13 protein-coding genes are annotated in these 15,492 nt (G+C 59.1%); 7 read left to right on the forward strand and 6 right to left on the reverse strand.

What is annotated here, in order from left to right; genetic code table 11:
* The first annotated feature begins 93 nt into the window (after window positions 1–93).
* Window positions 94–2,127 carry an ASKHA domain-containing protein gene (locus RDA78_RS24840; RefSeq protein WP_434052440.1) on the forward strand — a complete coding sequence of 678 codons (2,034 nt, stop codon included), beginning with the start codon at window positions 94–96 and terminating at the stop codon, window positions 2,125–2,127.
* 24 nt (window positions 2,128–2,151) lie between these two features.
* Here RDA78_RS24840 and RDA78_RS24845 read toward each other — a convergent pair whose 3' ends face one another.
* Together RDA78_RS24845 and RDA78_RS24850 are read right to left on the reverse strand one after the other, a co-directional pair.
* Window positions 2,152–3,387 (reverse strand): APC family permease, encoded by a 1,236-nt coding sequence (locus tag RDA78_RS24845; RefSeq protein WP_434052441.1) that lies wholly within the window; start codon window positions 3,385–3,387, stop codon window positions 2,152–2,154.
* A gap of 69 nt (window positions 3,388–3,456) precedes the next feature.
* Entirely contained in the window at window positions 3,457–4,281 is an 825-nt protein-coding gene (locus RDA78_RS24850; RefSeq protein WP_434052442.1) for a DUF1194 domain-containing protein, read from the reverse strand.
* A gap of 158 nt (window positions 4,282–4,439) precedes the next feature.
* Between RDA78_RS24850 and RDA78_RS24855 the strand changes: the two genes are divergently transcribed.
* Entirely contained in the window at window positions 4,440–5,261 is an 822-nt protein-coding gene (locus RDA78_RS24855) for an enoyl-CoA hydratase (protein WP_434052443.1), read from the forward strand.
* A gap of 10 nt (window positions 5,262–5,271) precedes the next feature.
* On the opposite strand, the gene RDA78_RS24860 is transcribed toward RDA78_RS24855, so the two are convergent.
* The gene (locus RDA78_RS24860; protein ID WP_434052444.1) at window positions 5,272–5,679 is read right to left on the reverse strand and encodes a hypothetical protein; all 408 of its coding nucleotides are present in this window, start codon (window positions 5,677–5,679) and stop codon (window positions 5,272–5,274) included.
* Window positions 5,680–5,871: 192 nt separating this feature from the next.
* On the opposite strand from RDA78_RS24860, the gene RDA78_RS24865 reads away from it, so the two are divergent.
* Complete coding sequence (locus RDA78_RS24865; protein WP_434052445.1) at window positions 5,872–6,402, forward strand: CoA-binding protein; 531 nt, start codon at window positions 5,872–5,874, stop codon at window positions 6,400–6,402.
* A 147-nt stretch (window positions 6,403–6,549) separates the two neighbouring features.
* Window positions 6,550–7,830 (forward strand): O-acetylhomoserine aminocarboxypropyltransferase, encoded by a 1,281-nt coding sequence (locus RDA78_RS24870; protein ID WP_434052446.1) that lies wholly within the window; start codon window positions 6,550–6,552, stop codon window positions 7,828–7,830.
* A 414-nt stretch (window positions 7,831–8,244) separates the two neighbouring features.
* Here the strand turns inward: RDA78_RS24870 and RDA78_RS24875 are convergent, their stop codons facing one another.
* Complete coding sequence (locus RDA78_RS24875) at window positions 8,245–9,345, reverse strand: COX15/CtaA family protein (RefSeq protein ID WP_434052447.1); 1,101 nt, start codon at window positions 9,343–9,345, stop codon at window positions 8,245–8,247.
* 180 nt (window positions 9,346–9,525) lie between these two features.
* Here RDA78_RS24875 and RDA78_RS24880 point away from each other — a divergent pair, with 180 nt between their 5' ends.
* Window positions 9,526–9,711, forward strand: a complete 186-nt coding sequence (locus RDA78_RS24880; RefSeq protein WP_434052448.1) for a DUF2842 domain-containing protein — start codon at window positions 9,526–9,528, stop codon at window positions 9,709–9,711.
* Here the strand turns inward: RDA78_RS24880 and RDA78_RS24885 are convergent.
* Window positions 9,671–10,666, reverse strand: coding sequence for a polysaccharide deacetylase family protein (locus RDA78_RS24885; RefSeq protein WP_434052449.1), 996 nt, complete (start codon window positions 10,664–10,666; stop codon window positions 9,671–9,673). The genes RDA78_RS24880 and RDA78_RS24885 overlap by 41 nt on opposite strands.
* 248 nt (window positions 10,667–10,914) lie before the next feature.
* Between RDA78_RS24885 and RDA78_RS24890 the strand changes: the two genes are divergently transcribed.
* The gene (locus tag RDA78_RS24890) at window positions 10,915–12,123 is read left to right on the forward strand and encodes a GNAT family N-acetyltransferase (protein ID WP_434052450.1); all 1,209 of its coding nucleotides are present in this window, start codon (window positions 10,915–10,917) and stop codon (window positions 12,121–12,123) included.
* A 106-nt stretch (window positions 12,124–12,229) separates the two neighbouring features.
* Here the strand turns inward: RDA78_RS24890 and RDA78_RS24895 are convergent, their stop codons facing one another.
* Window positions 12,230–14,668 (reverse strand): Wzz/FepE/Etk N-terminal domain-containing protein, encoded by a 2,439-nt coding sequence (locus tag RDA78_RS24895; protein ID WP_434052451.1) that lies wholly within the window; start codon window positions 14,666–14,668, stop codon window positions 12,230–12,232.
* A 196-nt stretch (window positions 14,669–14,864) separates the two neighbouring features.
* On the opposite strand from RDA78_RS24895, the gene RDA78_RS24900 reads away from it, so the two are divergent.
* The gene (locus tag RDA78_RS24900; protein ID WP_434052452.1) at window positions 14,865–15,422 is read left to right on the forward strand and encodes a polysaccharide biosynthesis/export family protein; all 558 of its coding nucleotides are present in this window, start codon (window positions 14,865–14,867) and stop codon (window positions 15,420–15,422) included.
* The last annotated feature ends 70 nt before the right edge of the window (window positions 15,423–15,492 follow it).

Below are 15,492 nucleotides of genomic sequence, written 5' to 3' on the forward strand. Positions count from 1 at the left end.
AACCAAATGGGAGCTGCTTGAAGGCGCGGGTCCTTTACCCCACCCCAATCCCCTCCCCCTCGTGAGGAGGGGTTGTGGCACGGAAGCGAAAGCATGAACGAACAGGCCAAACTTGCAAAAGTCGTCTTTCAGCCAAGCGGGCGACGGGGATCCTTTCCGGTCGGCACGCCGCTGCTCGACGCTGCACGGTCGCTGGGTGTCTATGTCGAATCCGTCTGCGGCGGACGCGGGATCTGCGGGCGCTGTCAGATTTCGGTTTCAGAAGGCACCTATGCGAAGGAAAACCTGACAAGTTCCGCCGATCATCTCGAGGGCGCGACGGAAGCGGAAACACGCTACGCAACGCTGCGCAACCTTGCCTCCGACCGGCGGCTCTCCTGCCAGGCGAAGATCCTCGGCGACCTGGTGGTCGACGTTCCGACCGATGCCCAGACCAACCGCCAGGTGGTGAGAAAGCGCGCTGAGGCAAAACATATCGATGCCGACAGCGCCATCTCGCTGATCACCGTTTCCATTGACGAGCCGGACATGGAGACGCCGCGCGGCGACATCGACCGGTTGCGCGAAGCGCTCGCAAGCGAAGCCGGCCTGACCGATCTTGCAGTCGATTCGATCCTGCTGCCATCAGTGCAGACGGTCCTGCGCAAAGGCAAATGGACAGTCACCGCCGCCGTCTATGCCGATGAAGCGCTGCAGCCGACGATAACGGCCCTTTGGCCGGGCGAGAAGAAAGCGGTCTATGGCCTTGCGGTGGATATAGGCTCGACGACCATCGCAGCACATCTGTGCAATTTGAAGAACGGCCGTACCGTCTCGTCGGCAGGAACCTCCAACCCGCAGATCCGCTTCGGCGAAGACCTGATGTCGCGGGTGTCCTACGTCCAGATGAACCCGTCGAAGCTGCCGGACCTCACCAGGGCCGTGCGCGAGGCGATCAATGCGCTGGTTGGCAAACTCGTCGGCGACGTCGGCGCGGAAAGATCCGACATCCTGGACGCGACTTTTGTCGGCAATCCTGTGATGCATCACCTCTTCCTCGGAATCGACCCGGTCGAACTCGGCGGCGCGCCTTTCGCGCTTGCCGCCTCCGACGCCATGGTGCTGACGGCGCGCGATCTGTCACTGGAACTCAATCCCGGCGCGCGGGTCTATATGCTGCCCTGTATCGCCGGGCACGTCGGGGCGGACGCGGCGGCGGCCACGCTGTCCGAAAGCCCCTACAGCCACGACGAAATCACACTGCTCGTGGATGTCGGCACGAACGCGGAAATCGTTCTCGGCAACAAAAACCGGCTCCTGGCCGCTTCCTCGCCGACCGGCCCCGCCTTTGAAGGCGCCGAAATCTCTTCCGGACAGCGTGCAGCGCCGGGGGCCATCGAGCGTATCCGCATCGACAAGGACACCCTGGAACCGCGCTTCAAGGTCATCGGTGTCGACGAATGGTCCGACGAAGAGGGATTTGCGGAAAAGATCGACAGCGTCGGCGTGACCGGCATTTGCGGTTCGGGGATCATCGAAGCGGTTGCGGAAATGTACCTGGCGGGCCTCATCACCGAAGACGGGGTCATTGATGGAGCCCTCGCTGCCCGCACACCGCGTGTCCAGGCCCAGGGGCGCACCTTTTCCTACCTGATCGCGGATGAGGATGTCGAAATCTCGATCTTGCAGACCGATATCCGCGCCATCCAGCTTGCCAAGGGCGCGCTCTATGCGGGCGTCAAGCTCCTTCAGGACAAGCTCGGCACCTATTCGCTTGATCGCATCCGGCTGGCGGGCGCCTTCGGCAGCTACATCGATCCACAATACGCCATGGTGCTTGGTCTTATTCCCGATTGCCCGCTCGACGGGGTCACGGGTGTCGGCAATGCCGCCGGAACGGGCGCGCGCATGGCGCTCCTGAACCGGGGCTACAGGCGCGAAATCGAACAGACGGTGCGCGACATCGAAAAAATCGAAACGGCGCTGGAACCGAAGTTCCAGGAACATTTCGTCAATGCGATGGCCCTGCCCAACAAGGTCGATCCCTTCCCGCATCTGCGCGCCTCGGTAGACCTGCCTGAACGCAAGGCCCCGGTCGCGGACGAAGCTGGTGGCGGCGAGCGCCGGCGCAGACGCAGGCGCGGATAAGAAGCGAGGCCCGGGGCGGTGTGCTCAATGGCCGCCGGTTACCCCGATCAGAAGCTGGAAACCGGCAATGCTCAGGCACAGGATCACTCCGGCCAATCCCCACCAGCGCCGATCATGAAGGTTCCCTGCCGCCTCACTTGTGCCCAGCCTGAAGAGCGCCAGATTGACCAGCGCGAAGACTCCCAAGGTTACAAGGCTGGTCGCCGAAGCAAGCTGCACGAGCGGAAAGAGCAGCGCGAGCACCAGCACCATCGCAGCAACGAAGACCGTTGCCCTTGCAGGGGTCTGCCGCTCCGGATCGACATTTGAAAACCACCTGGGTGCAAGTCCCTCGTTTCCCATGCCGTAGAGCACGCGGCTCGCCATGACGATCTGGACCAGGATGCCATTGACCATGGCAATGGAGGCTGCGGCGGCTACTGGTTTTCCCGACAGTCCCGACACGGCCTCGAAGACGCGTGCCATCGGCGCGGACGACGCCACGATCGCCTCTCTCCCTTCGGCCAGCGCGGCAATGATGGCAAGCAGCGCATAGACAAAGAGCGTTATACCGAGCGTCCAGAAGATCGCATGCGGGACGGTTCGCTCGGGCGCAACCGTCTCTTCACACATGTTGATCATGTCTTCGAAACCGATGAAGGCAAAAAACGCGAGCACACTGCTGGAAAGGATGCCGCTCAGGACGGCGATATTGAAGGTTGGAGACAACGTCCGTGCCACTTCAGGCAGATCGGTGAGCAACGGCGCTCCGAACGCGATGACGACCAGAAGCGTTCCCAGTTCGATCAGCGTGACCGCCGCTGCAAAGACGACGCTTTCGCGCACGCCGTACCAGGCCACGGCCGACAGGCCGCAGATGACCAGCCCCACCAGGACGAACTCCGGCAAGTCGACGAATTCACGGATATACCCGGCGAAAGAGATCGAGATGACGGCGCTTGAAATCGTGCCGGTCGCGACGACGCCGTAGCCGGCAAAGCGCGCGAATGCACCGCTGACGCCCCGGTTCACAAACACGGCCTCGCCGCCTGCCTTTGGAAATCGCTTGATCAGCGATGCATAGGAAACGCCGGTCACGCCCGCAATCAGACCTGCGAGCAGAAAGGCCAGCGGCGCCCGGTCGCCGGCGAGCGCAAGCACCTCTCCGATCAAGGCGAAGATTCCTGCGCCGATCGTGACACCCACGCCATAAAAGACCAGCCAGGGCAAGGATAGCGTCCGCTTGAGCCTGCCTGCCCCCGTTTTGTCCGGTGCATTCATCCGGCCATTCTGACGATGTTCCGGGGCCGCGCCAATTCGGCGATCCACGTAGATCCGGGATTGCCGCTGTCAGGGATCGAGAAAGAACTGCTCGCGCAGCTGATCCCAGATCTTTTCGCCGATCATGCAGTCATAGGGTTCCTCGAAGGTGAACTGCACGGGCTGGACGCGCGGCTGTTCCGGCTCGTAACCTCCAATCTCAAGGATCAGCTTGCGGCGCACCGCGTCGGGGAACTGGGCCCAGTCAGTCACCGGTATGACGAAGCTTGCAGGGCCACCCGTGACGCATTTGCGATAGTAGACATCGAGATCGGGAATGTTGAACTGCGAGCCCGGCCCGCCCGTTGTCATCAACGGCAGACCATTGATTGTAATCCCCTTTTCCAGCGCCGCGTCCCGGGCGAGCGTGACAGCCCGGCCGTGATTGTTCGGACCGTCGCCGGAAATGTCGATGACATGCCGGTCGGCCCGATACGGCACATCTTCCAGCAACTCGGCGGCATGGGTGATCGCGCCGGATATGGACGTGCGGCGCTGGCTGAAGGACATGTCCGCCAGTACCTGATCTGAAAAGGCCCGGGCGTCGGCCGCTTCGTCGATCAGCGTCCAGTCCACGATCACGCGCAGATGGTTGTCGTTTGCCCATTCGAACATCATGAGCGCGATCCGGCCGCGCGCGCCGAGGTCGATGGCCCTGATCACTTCCGGACTGGCAATGGCTGCCGCATAGCCCCTGCGCTGGAGTTCCAGTTCCTCCTGGGACATGGACCGGGAGACGTCGATGGCCAGCACGAGGGCAACGTCAACCTGTTCCTGTGCATTCGCCTGCGACTGGAAAACCGCCCCAAAAAGGGCGGCGGAAAACAGGAAGGGTGTGCGTGCCGCTCTCCACATGCCTTCATCTTACCTGAAAACACGGCGGTTCGCAGCGAAGAGGTTCGGATGGTCGATAAAGGCTGCGTGAAACATTCGGCCCGGAGACACTTTCAGCTATCGCGCTGGCGCTGCGTTCAGCTATAACAACCGCAAAACCAATGCTTCAGGAACCGGCCATGTCTGAAACTGCCGCGAACGACCAAACCGAAAAGCCGATGCTCGGCACGCTTCTGCATGAAGGTGTCTACTGGATCGTCATGCAGCGGCCCGACCGCATGAATTCACTTTCCTCGGAGATGATGGCGGCGCTGTCGGCGGAACTTGACGCAGCCGCCCAGAACCCGGCCGTGCGGGTGATCCTTCTGGGAGCCGAAGGCAAGGTTTTCTGTGCTGGTCACGATCTGAAGGAGCTGACCGCCGCCCGCGCCGAAGCCGATGGAGGCAAGGCCATCTATCAGCGGATCATGGGCCAATGTTCCGACCTCATGCAGCAGATCGTCCGCCTGCCCAAACCCGTGATCGCGGTCGTCACCGGGGTTGCCACGGCTGCAGGCTGCCAGCTGGTTGCCTCCTGCGACCTCGCCATTGCAACAGATACCGCCACCTTCTGCACGCCGGGCGTCAATATCGGCCTCTTCTGCTCCACCCCGATGGTTGCGCTTTCCCGTAATGTCGCCCCGAAACACGCCATGGAAATGCTGCTTACCGGAGAGAGCATCGACGCCTCGACGGCTAAGGAATTCGGGCTGATCAACAGGATCGTGCCGCGGGACTACCTGGATCAGGTTATTCAGAAATACGCCGAAACGATCGCCTCCAAGTCCCTGAAAACGCTCAAGATCGGCAAGGAAGCTTTCTACCGCCAACTGGAAATGCCGCTGTCCGAAGCCTATGATTTCGCCGCGCAGACAATGGTGGAAAACATGCTGGCGAATGATGCCGAAGAAGGCATTTCCGCGTTCCTGCAAAAACGCAAGCCCGACTGGACGGACAGCTGAGCAGCGGCACTTACACGGGTGTGTCGCTGTAGGGCTCGGCGATGACCTGAACATTGTCTTCGTAGACGACGTAGCCAACACGGTCAGTGCGGATGACCTCGGTAAAATGACCGTTGTCCCGCAAAAGGTGCACGAGTTCAAAAGACTTTGACAATGCGTCTTGAGCAGTAGGCTTGAACCAACTCAATCCCATTGTTTTTATTCGATACCATCCTTTTGAGCTGGTTTTATTGAACCTGTCTGGCACAGGAACATGGTCGCTAAACCAGCTCAGCAGATCTTGGAGCCTGGCGTGTGCGAGCGGATCGAGATGTATGTCGGCATGCAGGTCATAGGCTGCGCTGAGGAACCCCTCTCTGGCTGCGCCGCCACTCAGTTTTTTCGCGCGAACAAATCTTACAAACATTTTTTTGCTCAACCTACTTTCTTCGCGCGCCTTCAGTTGAAGCGCTCTTGATCAGATAGAACCTCATGACTTCACAACCCTTACGTTTATACATCAAAATCGTGCTGCCCCGACTTGGGCAAGGTTCAGAATTTTCGCGTTGGGGGCTTGCATCGCCAATTTAACTGACATTGGATGACGCACATTTTCTCAGGATCACGAAGCATGAATCACGACAGTTACTCCGACACCTACATCAAGGGCATCCTCGATGAGGTCAAAACCGTTGCGATGATCGGTGCGTCGGCGAACAATGTGCGCCCGTCCTATTTCGTTTTGAAATATCTGCTTTCAAAAGGCTATGACGTCTGGCCGATCAATCCGGGCCAGGCGGGCAAGGAAATACTCGGCCAGGTCGTCTACGCCTCGCTGGATGACCTTCCGGACGTCCCGGACATGATCGATATCTTTCGTAACTCGGAAGCTGCCGGACAGATTGTCGATCATGTTCTTGAAAGCGGCAGACTGCCGAAAGTCATCTGGATGCAGCTGACAGTTCGCCACGACGAGGCGGCGAAGCGCGCCGAGGATGCCGACATCAAGGTCGTGATGGATCGTTGTCCGAAAATCGAATACGGGCGGCTCTCCGGCGAGATCGGCTGGGCCGGCGTCAATTCCAAGACAATTTCCGCCAGGCGCCCGACGCTCAAGTCGGGTTTCCAGCATCGCGGGCTGACCGGCAAGACCGAAAGCTGACCCTGCCGGATGATCAGAAAAGACGCTGCGGCACGCTCAAGCCTTTGACATCGGTATTCCATTGAGGCGCTTCAATTCGAAAAATCCTGCTTTGACCTCCCCTCAAGGTTCGGTCAAACTGCGCGAAATTCCAAAGGGAGGTTGTTTATGAGCGAAAATATTCCAGGGTTTTCCACGCTGGCCATTCATGCCGGTGCCGCACCCGATCCGTCCACGGGCGCACGCGCCACCCCGATCTACCAGACGACATCTTTCGTCTTCGACGACGTCGATCACGCGGCCTCGCTGTTCGGCCTGCAAGCCTTCGGCAATATCTATACGCGCATTACCAATCCGACGACCGCCGTTCTGGAAGAGCGGGTTGCAGCCCTGGAAGGCGGCACAGCCGCGCTTGCGACCGCATCCGGCCACTCCGCGCAACTGCTCTGCTTCCACACCATGATGCAGCCCGGCGACAACATCGTCGCAGCCAACAAGCTTTATGGCGGCTCCATCAATCAGCTGAACCACTCCTTCAAGAGCTTCGGCTGGAGCGTCAAATGGGCTGACCCGGACGATCTCAACACATTCGAGGCGGCGATCGACGAGAACACCAAGGCGATCTTCATCGAGAGCCTGGCGAACCCCGGGGGTATCGTCATGGACATCGAGGCGATCTCCGCGCTCGCCAAGGCCAAGGGCATCCCGCTGGTCGTCGACAACACCATGGCAACGCCATACCTTTGCCGCCCGATCGAGCATGGTGCCGACATCGTGCTGCATTCGCTGACCAAGTTCATGGGCGGACACGGCAACTCCATGGGCGGTATCATCGTTGACGGTGGCAGCTTTGACTGGTCAGCCGGCGGCCGGTATCCGCTCCTGTCCGAGCCGAGACCTGAATATCAGGGCATCGTCCTGCACGAAACCTTCGGCAACTTCGCATTCGCGATCGCCTGCCGCGTGCTCGGGCTGCGTGACCTTGGACCGGCGATTTCGCCTTTCAATTCGTTCATGATCCTGACCGGCATCGAGACGCTGCCGCTGCGCATGCAGCGCCACTCTGACAATGCCAAAAAGGTTGCCCTGCATCTGTCCGGGCACAGCAAGGTCAGCTGGGTCTCCTACGCGGCACTGCCGGAAGACAAGCATCACGCACTCCAGCAGAAGTACATGCCCAAGGGAGCCGGCGCCGTCTTCACCTTCGGTGTCGAAGGCGGCTACGATGCGGGCGTGGCGCTTGTTTCCAAGTGCGAACTGTTCTCGCACCTCGCCAATATCGGCGACACGCGCAGCCTGATCATTCACCCCGCCTCCACAACGCACCGACAGCTGACGGATGACCAGAAGACGGCAGCCGGCGCAGGGCCGGACGTCGTGCGTATTTCAGTCGGCCTTGAGGAGGTCGACGACATCATCGCCGATCTGGATCAGGCGCTGTCCGACTGAGACCAAGGATGCCAATGCAAGATGCCCGCCTCACCGGCGGGCATTTTTTGTTGCGGAACCGTCCGTCGCGTTGAAGACCTCCCCTTTCCCGAAATCTGCCTAGGTAGAACCATTTCAAATCAGAAGACTTGTCATTCCGGCTGAAGCACAGCGGAAGGCCGGAACCCGGTAACCACTTGATCCACCGTTTTCTTATGCCCTCCGGCCACGGTGGCTACTGGATCCCGGCCTTGCCGCTTAACCGGCAAACGGGACGACAAATCCTGGAAACAATTCCGTATCCCCGACTTGGAAACAGACAGAAATACGCCGCTTCGTTGCTGAAGCCAAAAAGGGATGAGAGTCCAAGGCAGGGTTGCAGGGTCACGTCCTGCATTGACGCGGTCTTGTGCGGCTTATTTCGAGTTCTGATCGCTAGGCTCTGACCGGATAGGTGCCTTTCAGAACCGCGAGGTGATCCACCGAGGCGGCGAGGACAAAGACGGCAAAGCCCTGGTGAACGAGTGCCATCGACAACGGAACCTGCCAAATCAGCGTCAGGATACCAAAGACCGCCTGCAGCACGACAAAGCCCCCCACATGCGCGCCGGCGCGGCGCAGGGAACTGCGCCCGCTCACCCGGAATGTTGACCACGTCAGGATCAGTGCCAACCCAATCAGAAGATAGGCCGTCATCCTGTGCTGGAACTGCACGGTCAGAACATTTTCGAAAAAGTTCAGCCACACCGGCTGAAGCAGCAACAGGCCGTCAGGGATGAACTGGCCATCCATCAGGGGCCAGGTATTGAAAGTCATCCCCGCGTTCAGTCCGGCGACGAGGCCGCCCAGGAACATCTGCACAAATACAATGGCAAGAACGACCGTGCTCAAGCCGGTCAACCTGTCTTTTTCTTCCGGTAACGGGTCTTCAAGGGGCGTCAGTCGCCGGGCGATCCAGAAGAGATAAGCGAATATGACCAGGGCGAGCGTCAGGTGAGTTGCAAGCCGGTACTGGCTGACGTCGACACGGTCCACGAGCCCGGACGCAACCATCCACCAGCCGACGAAGCCCTGAAGGCCTCCGAGCGCGAGCCCGAGCAAGAGCCGTGGCTTCAGCCATGGTTCGACACGGCCGGCAACCCAGAACGCCACCATGGGCACGAAGAAAGCAACCCCGATGACGCGGCCGAGCATCCTGTGCCCCCACTCCCACCAGAAGATGAACTTGAACTCTTCCAAGCTCATGCCCTTGTTGATGAGCTGGTATTCGGGAATCTGGCGGTATTTTTCGAGCTCTTCTTCCCACTCCGCTTCGCTCAACGGCGGGATGACGCCATGTATCGGCTTCCACTCGGTGATGGAGAGCCCGGATTCGGTCAATCGTGTCGCGCCGCCAACCACCACCATCGCCAGGATGAGCAGGCACACAAAATAAAGCCACCAGCGGATCATTGTCCGGCTACGTCTGATCCGTTCCAGCTTTGCGGGCGGAATATGGACGCTGGCCACGCCCTCGCCGTTTGCAATCACGTTCATAAAACCGTCCCGGTTATTTGCATCGCCGATTTGACCTTTGGTGTGCGGAGATATAGGTGCAATGACACAACGGCAAGCGGACTGAGACATTTTGCGTCAATCAGTCTCGAATTCCGCGCCGATCAGTCGCTAAAACGGACACACCCGACGATGGTTCCCTCGTTTCGTAAATTTGTTGGCATGGTCTTTCTTGTTACTTTCGTGATCGTCTACGCGTTCGCAGCGATGGTGATCGGGGACCTGAAACTTCAGCAGGCCTCGAACCTTGTCCGCTTTATCTACTTTGCGATTGCCGGCCTTTTATGGGTGATCCCGGCAGGCGCCATTATCTGGTGGATGGAAAAAGGCGGGAAAACCCGGACCTGACCCCAAATCCGGACGCGGCCCAGCGGGCTGCCCGATAAAGCGCAAAAGGGGCGCCTGTCAGGTACTGATCAACAACAGCCGGATCCTGGAAGCGCCCGTTCAGCGAGACGCGCGGCAACATCATGGGATCGCGTGCATTCACTGACTGCAATACCCCCGGCAACGTGGTCACCGAAGACGAAAATCCGATATCCCGCAGTAATTCGGCATCGCGCAGGCTGACCGCGTGAGACTTGCCATATGGATAGGCAAAATGCTTGGGCCTTCGGCCGAGTTCCTTCTCCAGAATCCCGACACCCTTGGTGACATCGGCACGCGCCGATGAGCTGTCGAGCCGCGCAAGCGCGAAGTGGTCATGCGTATGCGCCCCGATGGTGACGAGGGGATCGCCGGCCAGCTCACGAACCTCGTCCCAGGTCATCATCTGCTCGTCCGCAAGGTCCACAAGATCGAGGTTGTATTTCCCGGCAAGCGCCCGAATGATCTTCCGCTGGTCCAGTTCCCCGATTTCAAGCGTCAGATAGTCTACAATCCGGTCGAAGCAGGCATTTTTTTCTGCCGTCGAGGCACATGGCAGACCGCTTTGCTCGCCCGCCCGGGTGAATTCAACCGACTCGTTCGCCGCAATAATCCGTTCAAGCGCCAGCCACCAGAGTTCGCTGGTGCGCTCGACCAGCCCGGTGGTGACAAAGACCGTAAACGGTGCCTGCAGCTCCTTCAACACCGGATAGGCGACCTTGAGATTGTCCCTGTAGCCGTCGTCGAAGGTGAGAACGGCATAACGATGGTGACCGTAGCCCGATTTCAGAAGATCAACCGCCTCGTCCAGCGATATGATTTCATAGCCGTTTGCACGGATCCGTTCGACCGCGAGACGGAGAAACTCCGGCGTGATTTCCAGATGGGCGTTTGGCTGAAAATCCTCGTCCCGTGCCGGGCGAACGTGGTGCATCATGAAAACGGCTCCGCACCCCTGGGTCAGCGGCGCCATCGCACGCCCGAGGCCAGACCCCTTCAGGACCCGGAATGCACGTGAAACAGCTTTTTGACGAATGCCCATATGGCGGCGGTGCCCATTCATGAATTAAGCGCCATTAAGGCACGTATTCTTTAACAATTGTTGTTAAGTCTACCGAGCCTGAGACGTGTCGACCAGCACAACCCAAAGCTTTCGTCAATGTTCGTTTAAATTGGATTACCTGTATGTCAGCGGCAAATGCGACCAACTCAAGCTCTGAAGCTGAAGGCAAATTCGCGCGGCAATCTCCTGATCTGCAGATCGTTCTGTCGGACGACATTCAAGCTTCGGCATCAAGCTGGCAAGAGATGGCGGCCGGTGCTTTCAGCAATCCTTATCAGTCACCCGGCTGGCTCTCCGCCTGGAGCGAAACGATCGGCAAGGAACTGGGTGTCACGCCTGTAATCGTGACCGTGATGGAGAAAGAAAAACCTGTTGTTGTTCTTCCACTCGGACTTCAAACCGCGGCAGGCACGAGTACGTTGTCTTTCCTCGGACATCAGAACGGCAATCAGAACACGGCAATCTGGGACCGCGATTTCTACCTGGCCGTGACGGAAAAGCAGATTTCGGAAATCCTTTCGCAAATCTGCGAAGACGCGCAAGCCGATCTGCTGCTTCTGCAAAACGTCCCGGAAACGTGGCACGGGCGACCGCATCCGCTTGTCCTCGCGGATGCGACATCGAGCCCAAGCCCCATCTTCTCGCGCCGCCTTCCCGACGACTTCGACGCGCTCTTTCGTGAGACGCACAGCAAATCGTCGCGCAAGAACCTGGTGCGCAAGCAAAGGCACCTGCAATCGGTCAACGGTTACCGTGTGGTCAGGGCGGAAACCGAAATCGACCGTCGCAAAGGATTTGAAGCCTTCATCGAGCAAAGGTCAAAACGTGCGCAAGAGGCCGGAATCCCGAACGTATTTGCCAAGGACGCTGCGCGTCAGTTCCTGGAAAGACTCCTCGGCTTGACGATTGCCGAGCCCGCCCACGAGGAACTGGATCTCTGGTTCCTGGAGGCCGACGGAAAAATCCGGTCAACATACCTGTGTGCAAAGGACGGCGGCACGATACACGCCTACAGCAACAGCGTGGCACATGACGAGTTGTTGCCCAACAGCCCCGGCCTCGTATTGATAAAGGAAATCATCGAGCACGCATGTGCCGACCCGAAGACGACGGAACTCGACCTCGGACTGGGTGAAGAGCGGTACAAGACGTCCTGGGCCGAACCGGTGTCTCTCAAGGACAGCCGACTGGCCGTATCCTTAAAGGGCAATGTCAAAAAGAGCCTGGAAGCCCTTCGAATGCAGGCGAAATCGGCAGTTCGGAACTCAGAAGTCCTGTGGCCGCTGGTGCGGCAGATGCGACGCTGGAAATCGACCAGTGGGGGATCGTAAGTTCCCGGGAAACCGGCCGGCTTCCTGCCTGCCTTGACCTCAACGCATCGCGCCGCAGGCGTGGGCTGTCTTGCCGATGGCACGCAATGTCAGAGCGGCACCCCACTCATGCGGCGTGACCGTCACCGTTGCGGCGGGGGTCCGGGCTCATGTCCCCTGCAATCAGGACTTCCACCCTGGCACCCGTGTTGTGCGCCAGAAGATTGGCAGCGCTTTGCAGCTCATGACCGTGGTCCGGTGCGCTGGCGGCAATGAACACGCGGTCTGCAAAGCTCAGCATTCTGGCACTTGCAAGCGACCCGTCAATCGCGCCGAGATCGACGACAACCACCTCGTAGGTCGACTTGATCGCATCAAGGGCGAGCCTGAAGCGATCGGAGCTGACCATGTCGTCGGTGATGGCGAAACGGCCGGATTCGATGATATGCGCCTTCGACACCGCGTCCCGATAAACCACCTTTGCAAAAGGCATTCGGCCGGACACGACATCCGAGAACCCTTCCGCGGCCCGGTTGTCGGCCTGATCGGGGAAGACTTCGACAACCAGGGAAGACACCCCGTTGCCTGCCGCCTTGCGCACAAGATCAAAGGCAAGGTCGTGCGACAGGCTCTCATCGTCAACGCTCAATACGACGATCCGTCCGGTGACATCGATATCCTTTGAAAAAGAAGCCTTGGGCTGCTTTTTCCAGGGGATGCTTGGTGTCTTGTCTGCCAGCGATTCCAGAGCGGTTTCCTTGTCAATCGCTCGCCTGGGCTCATCCCTTTGCGAAGGCTCGTCTTCTTTGCCACGAAGATTTTCCAGCCAGTCAGGCGACACGTCCTGATCGTAGTCACTCCTCGCATCGACCGGTTCGCCCTGGTGGCGCGTACGTGTCCGAAGAGGTGACGGCGGAACATCTGCAAGCTCAACGACACGATCTGATCCCGGCACCTGTTCGCTCCGGTCTTCACGCCGCACTTCCGGAGAAAGGTCATAACTTGCCGAGCCAACACCATATCCCGGCGACCACCCCAATGGATCGCGCGCGGAAAGGTTCGCACTCATGAACTGCCCGTTCGTCGCAGGTTCCATGGCGGGCGCCCGCCGATCCGGCTGGCCGTGCATTTGCCGCGATACCGGGGCACCGGAGGCATTGACTCTGTAAAGTGCTTCCCCCGAGAGAAAGGCGCGCATCAGCACAAGGGCGCAGCCCAGTATGAAGGTCACGAGGGCGGCGATGATCGTGGTCGCAATGATCTTGGGCGAATAAGGCTCCACGGGAACGCTAGCCCGCGAAATGATGCGTGCATCGGCCGGCAGCACCTGTGCACGCAGCCGGGAGTCGGCTTCCTGGAAGCTGAGCATGAGTTGGTCAAGCTGGGCGGCCTTGGCGTTCGCTTCCCGCTCCAGTTCGCTGAGCCGTGCCTGGTCGGCATTGCTCCGGGCCGCTGCCTTTTTCAGTTCCTCCAGCCGTGCTTCCAGGGCGAGCGCCTGCTGGTTGGCAACCTTGGCGTCATTCTCCAGGCCCTGAAGGATCTTGCCGGCCTCCGAGCGAATCTGCCGGTCATAGTCGGCGAGCTGAGACTCCAGGGATCGAAGCTGAGGATGATTCGGCAAAAGCGTGATCGACAATTCGGCAATATTCGACTGGATCTCGACCTGCCGTTCCCGCAGCCTCTGGATCAGGGTCGAGTTGAGCACGTCGCTCGCCGTTTCAAGCGATCCCCCGGAATTCAGCAGCTCTCTCAGCAGATTCGCTTTCGCCTGAACCTCAGCCTTCGTGGCCTGCGCTGCCGAATAGTCACTGCTGGTTTCAGCCAGTTGCTGCTGGTTCAAAGGGATGTTGTCGGCACCGATCAGAAGATCCGCACGCGCCCTGAAATCCGCGACCGCCTGGCGTGCTGCCTGAACCTCCTTGCGCAGTTCGATGATCTGCGGCTCCAGCGCGGCAGACGCCAGCTCCGTGGTTTCGCGCTTGGCGCTTGATTGCAACGAAAGATATTCGTCCAGAATGGTGTTGGCGATCTTGGCTGCGAGGACGGGATTTTGCGCGGAATAATCCACTGCGATGACCCGCGAGCCCTCGAGCTGGTAGATGTCGAGGTTTTCATAAAAGTGCTTGAGAACCCGCTCCTCCGCGCTGTTGCCGGACGAGTCGCTTTTCAATCCGATGGCAGTCAGAAGATCACCGACAAGAGATCCGTCTCCCCTGGCGTCGAATTCGGGAATCGCTGCGAGGTTCAGCTTGGAGGCAACCCTGCGGGCGAGATCCGCGGACATGAGCAACTGGACCTGGCTGGCGACACCTTCTGCGTCCAGAAGCGCCCGCTCCTCTTCAATGCCGCGCGATGCACCGGGAAACTTGTTGTCGGTGCTCTCGATCAGGACCCTGGCTTCGCTCTTGTACTTGGGAGCGACAAACTGCAATCCGACGAAAACGGCAGCCGCCACGAGAAGCGTCAAGGGCAAAAGCCATCCCAAAGCGCGGCCGATCGCACGCAACAATCCGCCAAGATCAAGCGCCATGTCGTCTTCGGGATGTGTCTGCCGATCAGCATTCATTGGGTTTTGTCTCCACATTCCGGCAAACTATCGCGAATTAGGGTAAGCGATCGGTTAAGCTTTCTGCAATTGCATGTTCGCCGGCGTTAATCTTTGCGTCGGACCCGGTTGTTTTGACAAGACCCGTGCGGAACGCTCTTCACGCTCAATTAACCATAACACGCGATGCTGTCCCGGAATTGTAGGAGAGTCGCTGATGCGAACGAGAGCGCTTGTTGTTCTGGCCTTGTGCCTGGGCCTTGCCGCGTGCAGTGGATACAGACAGCCGCCAACGGCGTTTCATGAAACGCTGACACAGCCCTATCGCCTGGATTCCAGCGACAGGCTGCGCATCATCGTGTTTGGTCAGGACGACCTTTCAAATACCTATGTCGTTGATCAGGCTGGATATATTTCGTTTCCGCTTGTCGGAAGCGTTGCCGCCAGAGGGAAAACCCAGCAGGGACTCGCGTCCGAAATCGCCGCCAAACTGAGGCAGGGATACATCCGCAATCCGGACGTATCCGTGGAGGTCGACACCTATCGCCCGATCTTCATCATGGGAGAGGTGCAAAACGCAGGCCAGTACAACTACGTGGCCGGCATGACCGTACAGAATGCAATTGCAACGGCGGGCGGTTTCAGCTCAAGAGCGCAGCAAACCAATGTGGATATCACCCGGCAGCTTAATGGTGAAATTCTAAACGGACGTGTTCCCATTTCGGACCCGATCCGCCCCGGAGACACCATTTACGTTCGGGAACGCTATTTCTAAAGCTCCCCCCATTAACTGTGGACTCATCTCCGTTTGATACGGTGCAGCCTCAATACCTTACGGGTTCAAA

Origin of the sequence: Roseibium sp. (assembly GCF_051016195.1) — a bacterium.
Classification (GTDB): domain Bacteria; phylum Pseudomonadota; class Alphaproteobacteria; order Rhizobiales; family Stappiaceae; genus Roseibium.

Bases quoted from the DNA above. Each gene is read 5' to 3' on its own strand.
- RDA78_RS24870 (WP_434052446.1), top strand. From the start codon at position 6,550: ATGAGCGAAAATATTCCAGGGTTTTCCACGCTGGCCATTCATGCCGGT.
- RDA78_RS24895 (WP_434052451.1), bottom strand. From the start codon at position 14,668: ATGAATGCTGATCGGCAGACACATCCCGAAGACGACATGGCGCTTGAT.
- RDA78_RS24845 (WP_434052441.1), bottom strand. From the start codon at position 3,387: ATGAATGCACCGGACAAAACGGGGGCAGGCAGGCTCAAGCGGACGCTA.
- RDA78_RS24855 (WP_434052443.1), top strand. From the start codon at position 4,440: ATGTCTGAAACTGCCGCGAACGACCAAACCGAAAAGCCGATGCTCGGC.
- RDA78_RS24865 (WP_434052445.1), top strand. From the start codon at position 5,872: ATGAATCACGACAGTTACTCCGACACCTACATCAAGGGCATCCTCGAT.
- RDA78_RS24900 (WP_434052452.1), top strand. From the start codon at position 14,865: ATGCGAACGAGAGCGCTTGTTGTTCTGGCCTTGTGCCTGGGCCTTGCC.
- RDA78_RS24840 (WP_434052440.1), top strand. From the start codon at position 94: ATGAACGAACAGGCCAAACTTGCAAAAGTCGTCTTTCAGCCAAGCGGG.
- RDA78_RS24875 (WP_434052447.1), bottom strand. From the start codon at position 9,345: ATGAACGTGATTGCAAACGGCGAGGGCGTGGCCAGCGTCCATATTCCG.
- RDA78_RS24890 (WP_434052450.1), top strand. From the start codon at position 10,915: ATGTCAGCGGCAAATGCGACCAACTCAAGCTCTGAAGCTGAAGGCAAA.
- RDA78_RS24885 (WP_434052449.1), bottom strand. From the start codon at position 10,666: ATGATGCACCACGTTCGCCCGGCACGGGACGAGGATTTTCAGCCAAAC.
- RDA78_RS24880 (WP_434052448.1), top strand. From the start codon at position 9,526: ATGGTCTTTCTTGTTACTTTCGTGATCGTCTACGCGTTCGCAGCGATG.
- RDA78_RS24850 (WP_434052442.1), bottom strand. From the start codon at position 4,281: ATGTGGAGAGCGGCACGCACACCCTTCCTGTTTTCCGCCGCCCTTTTT.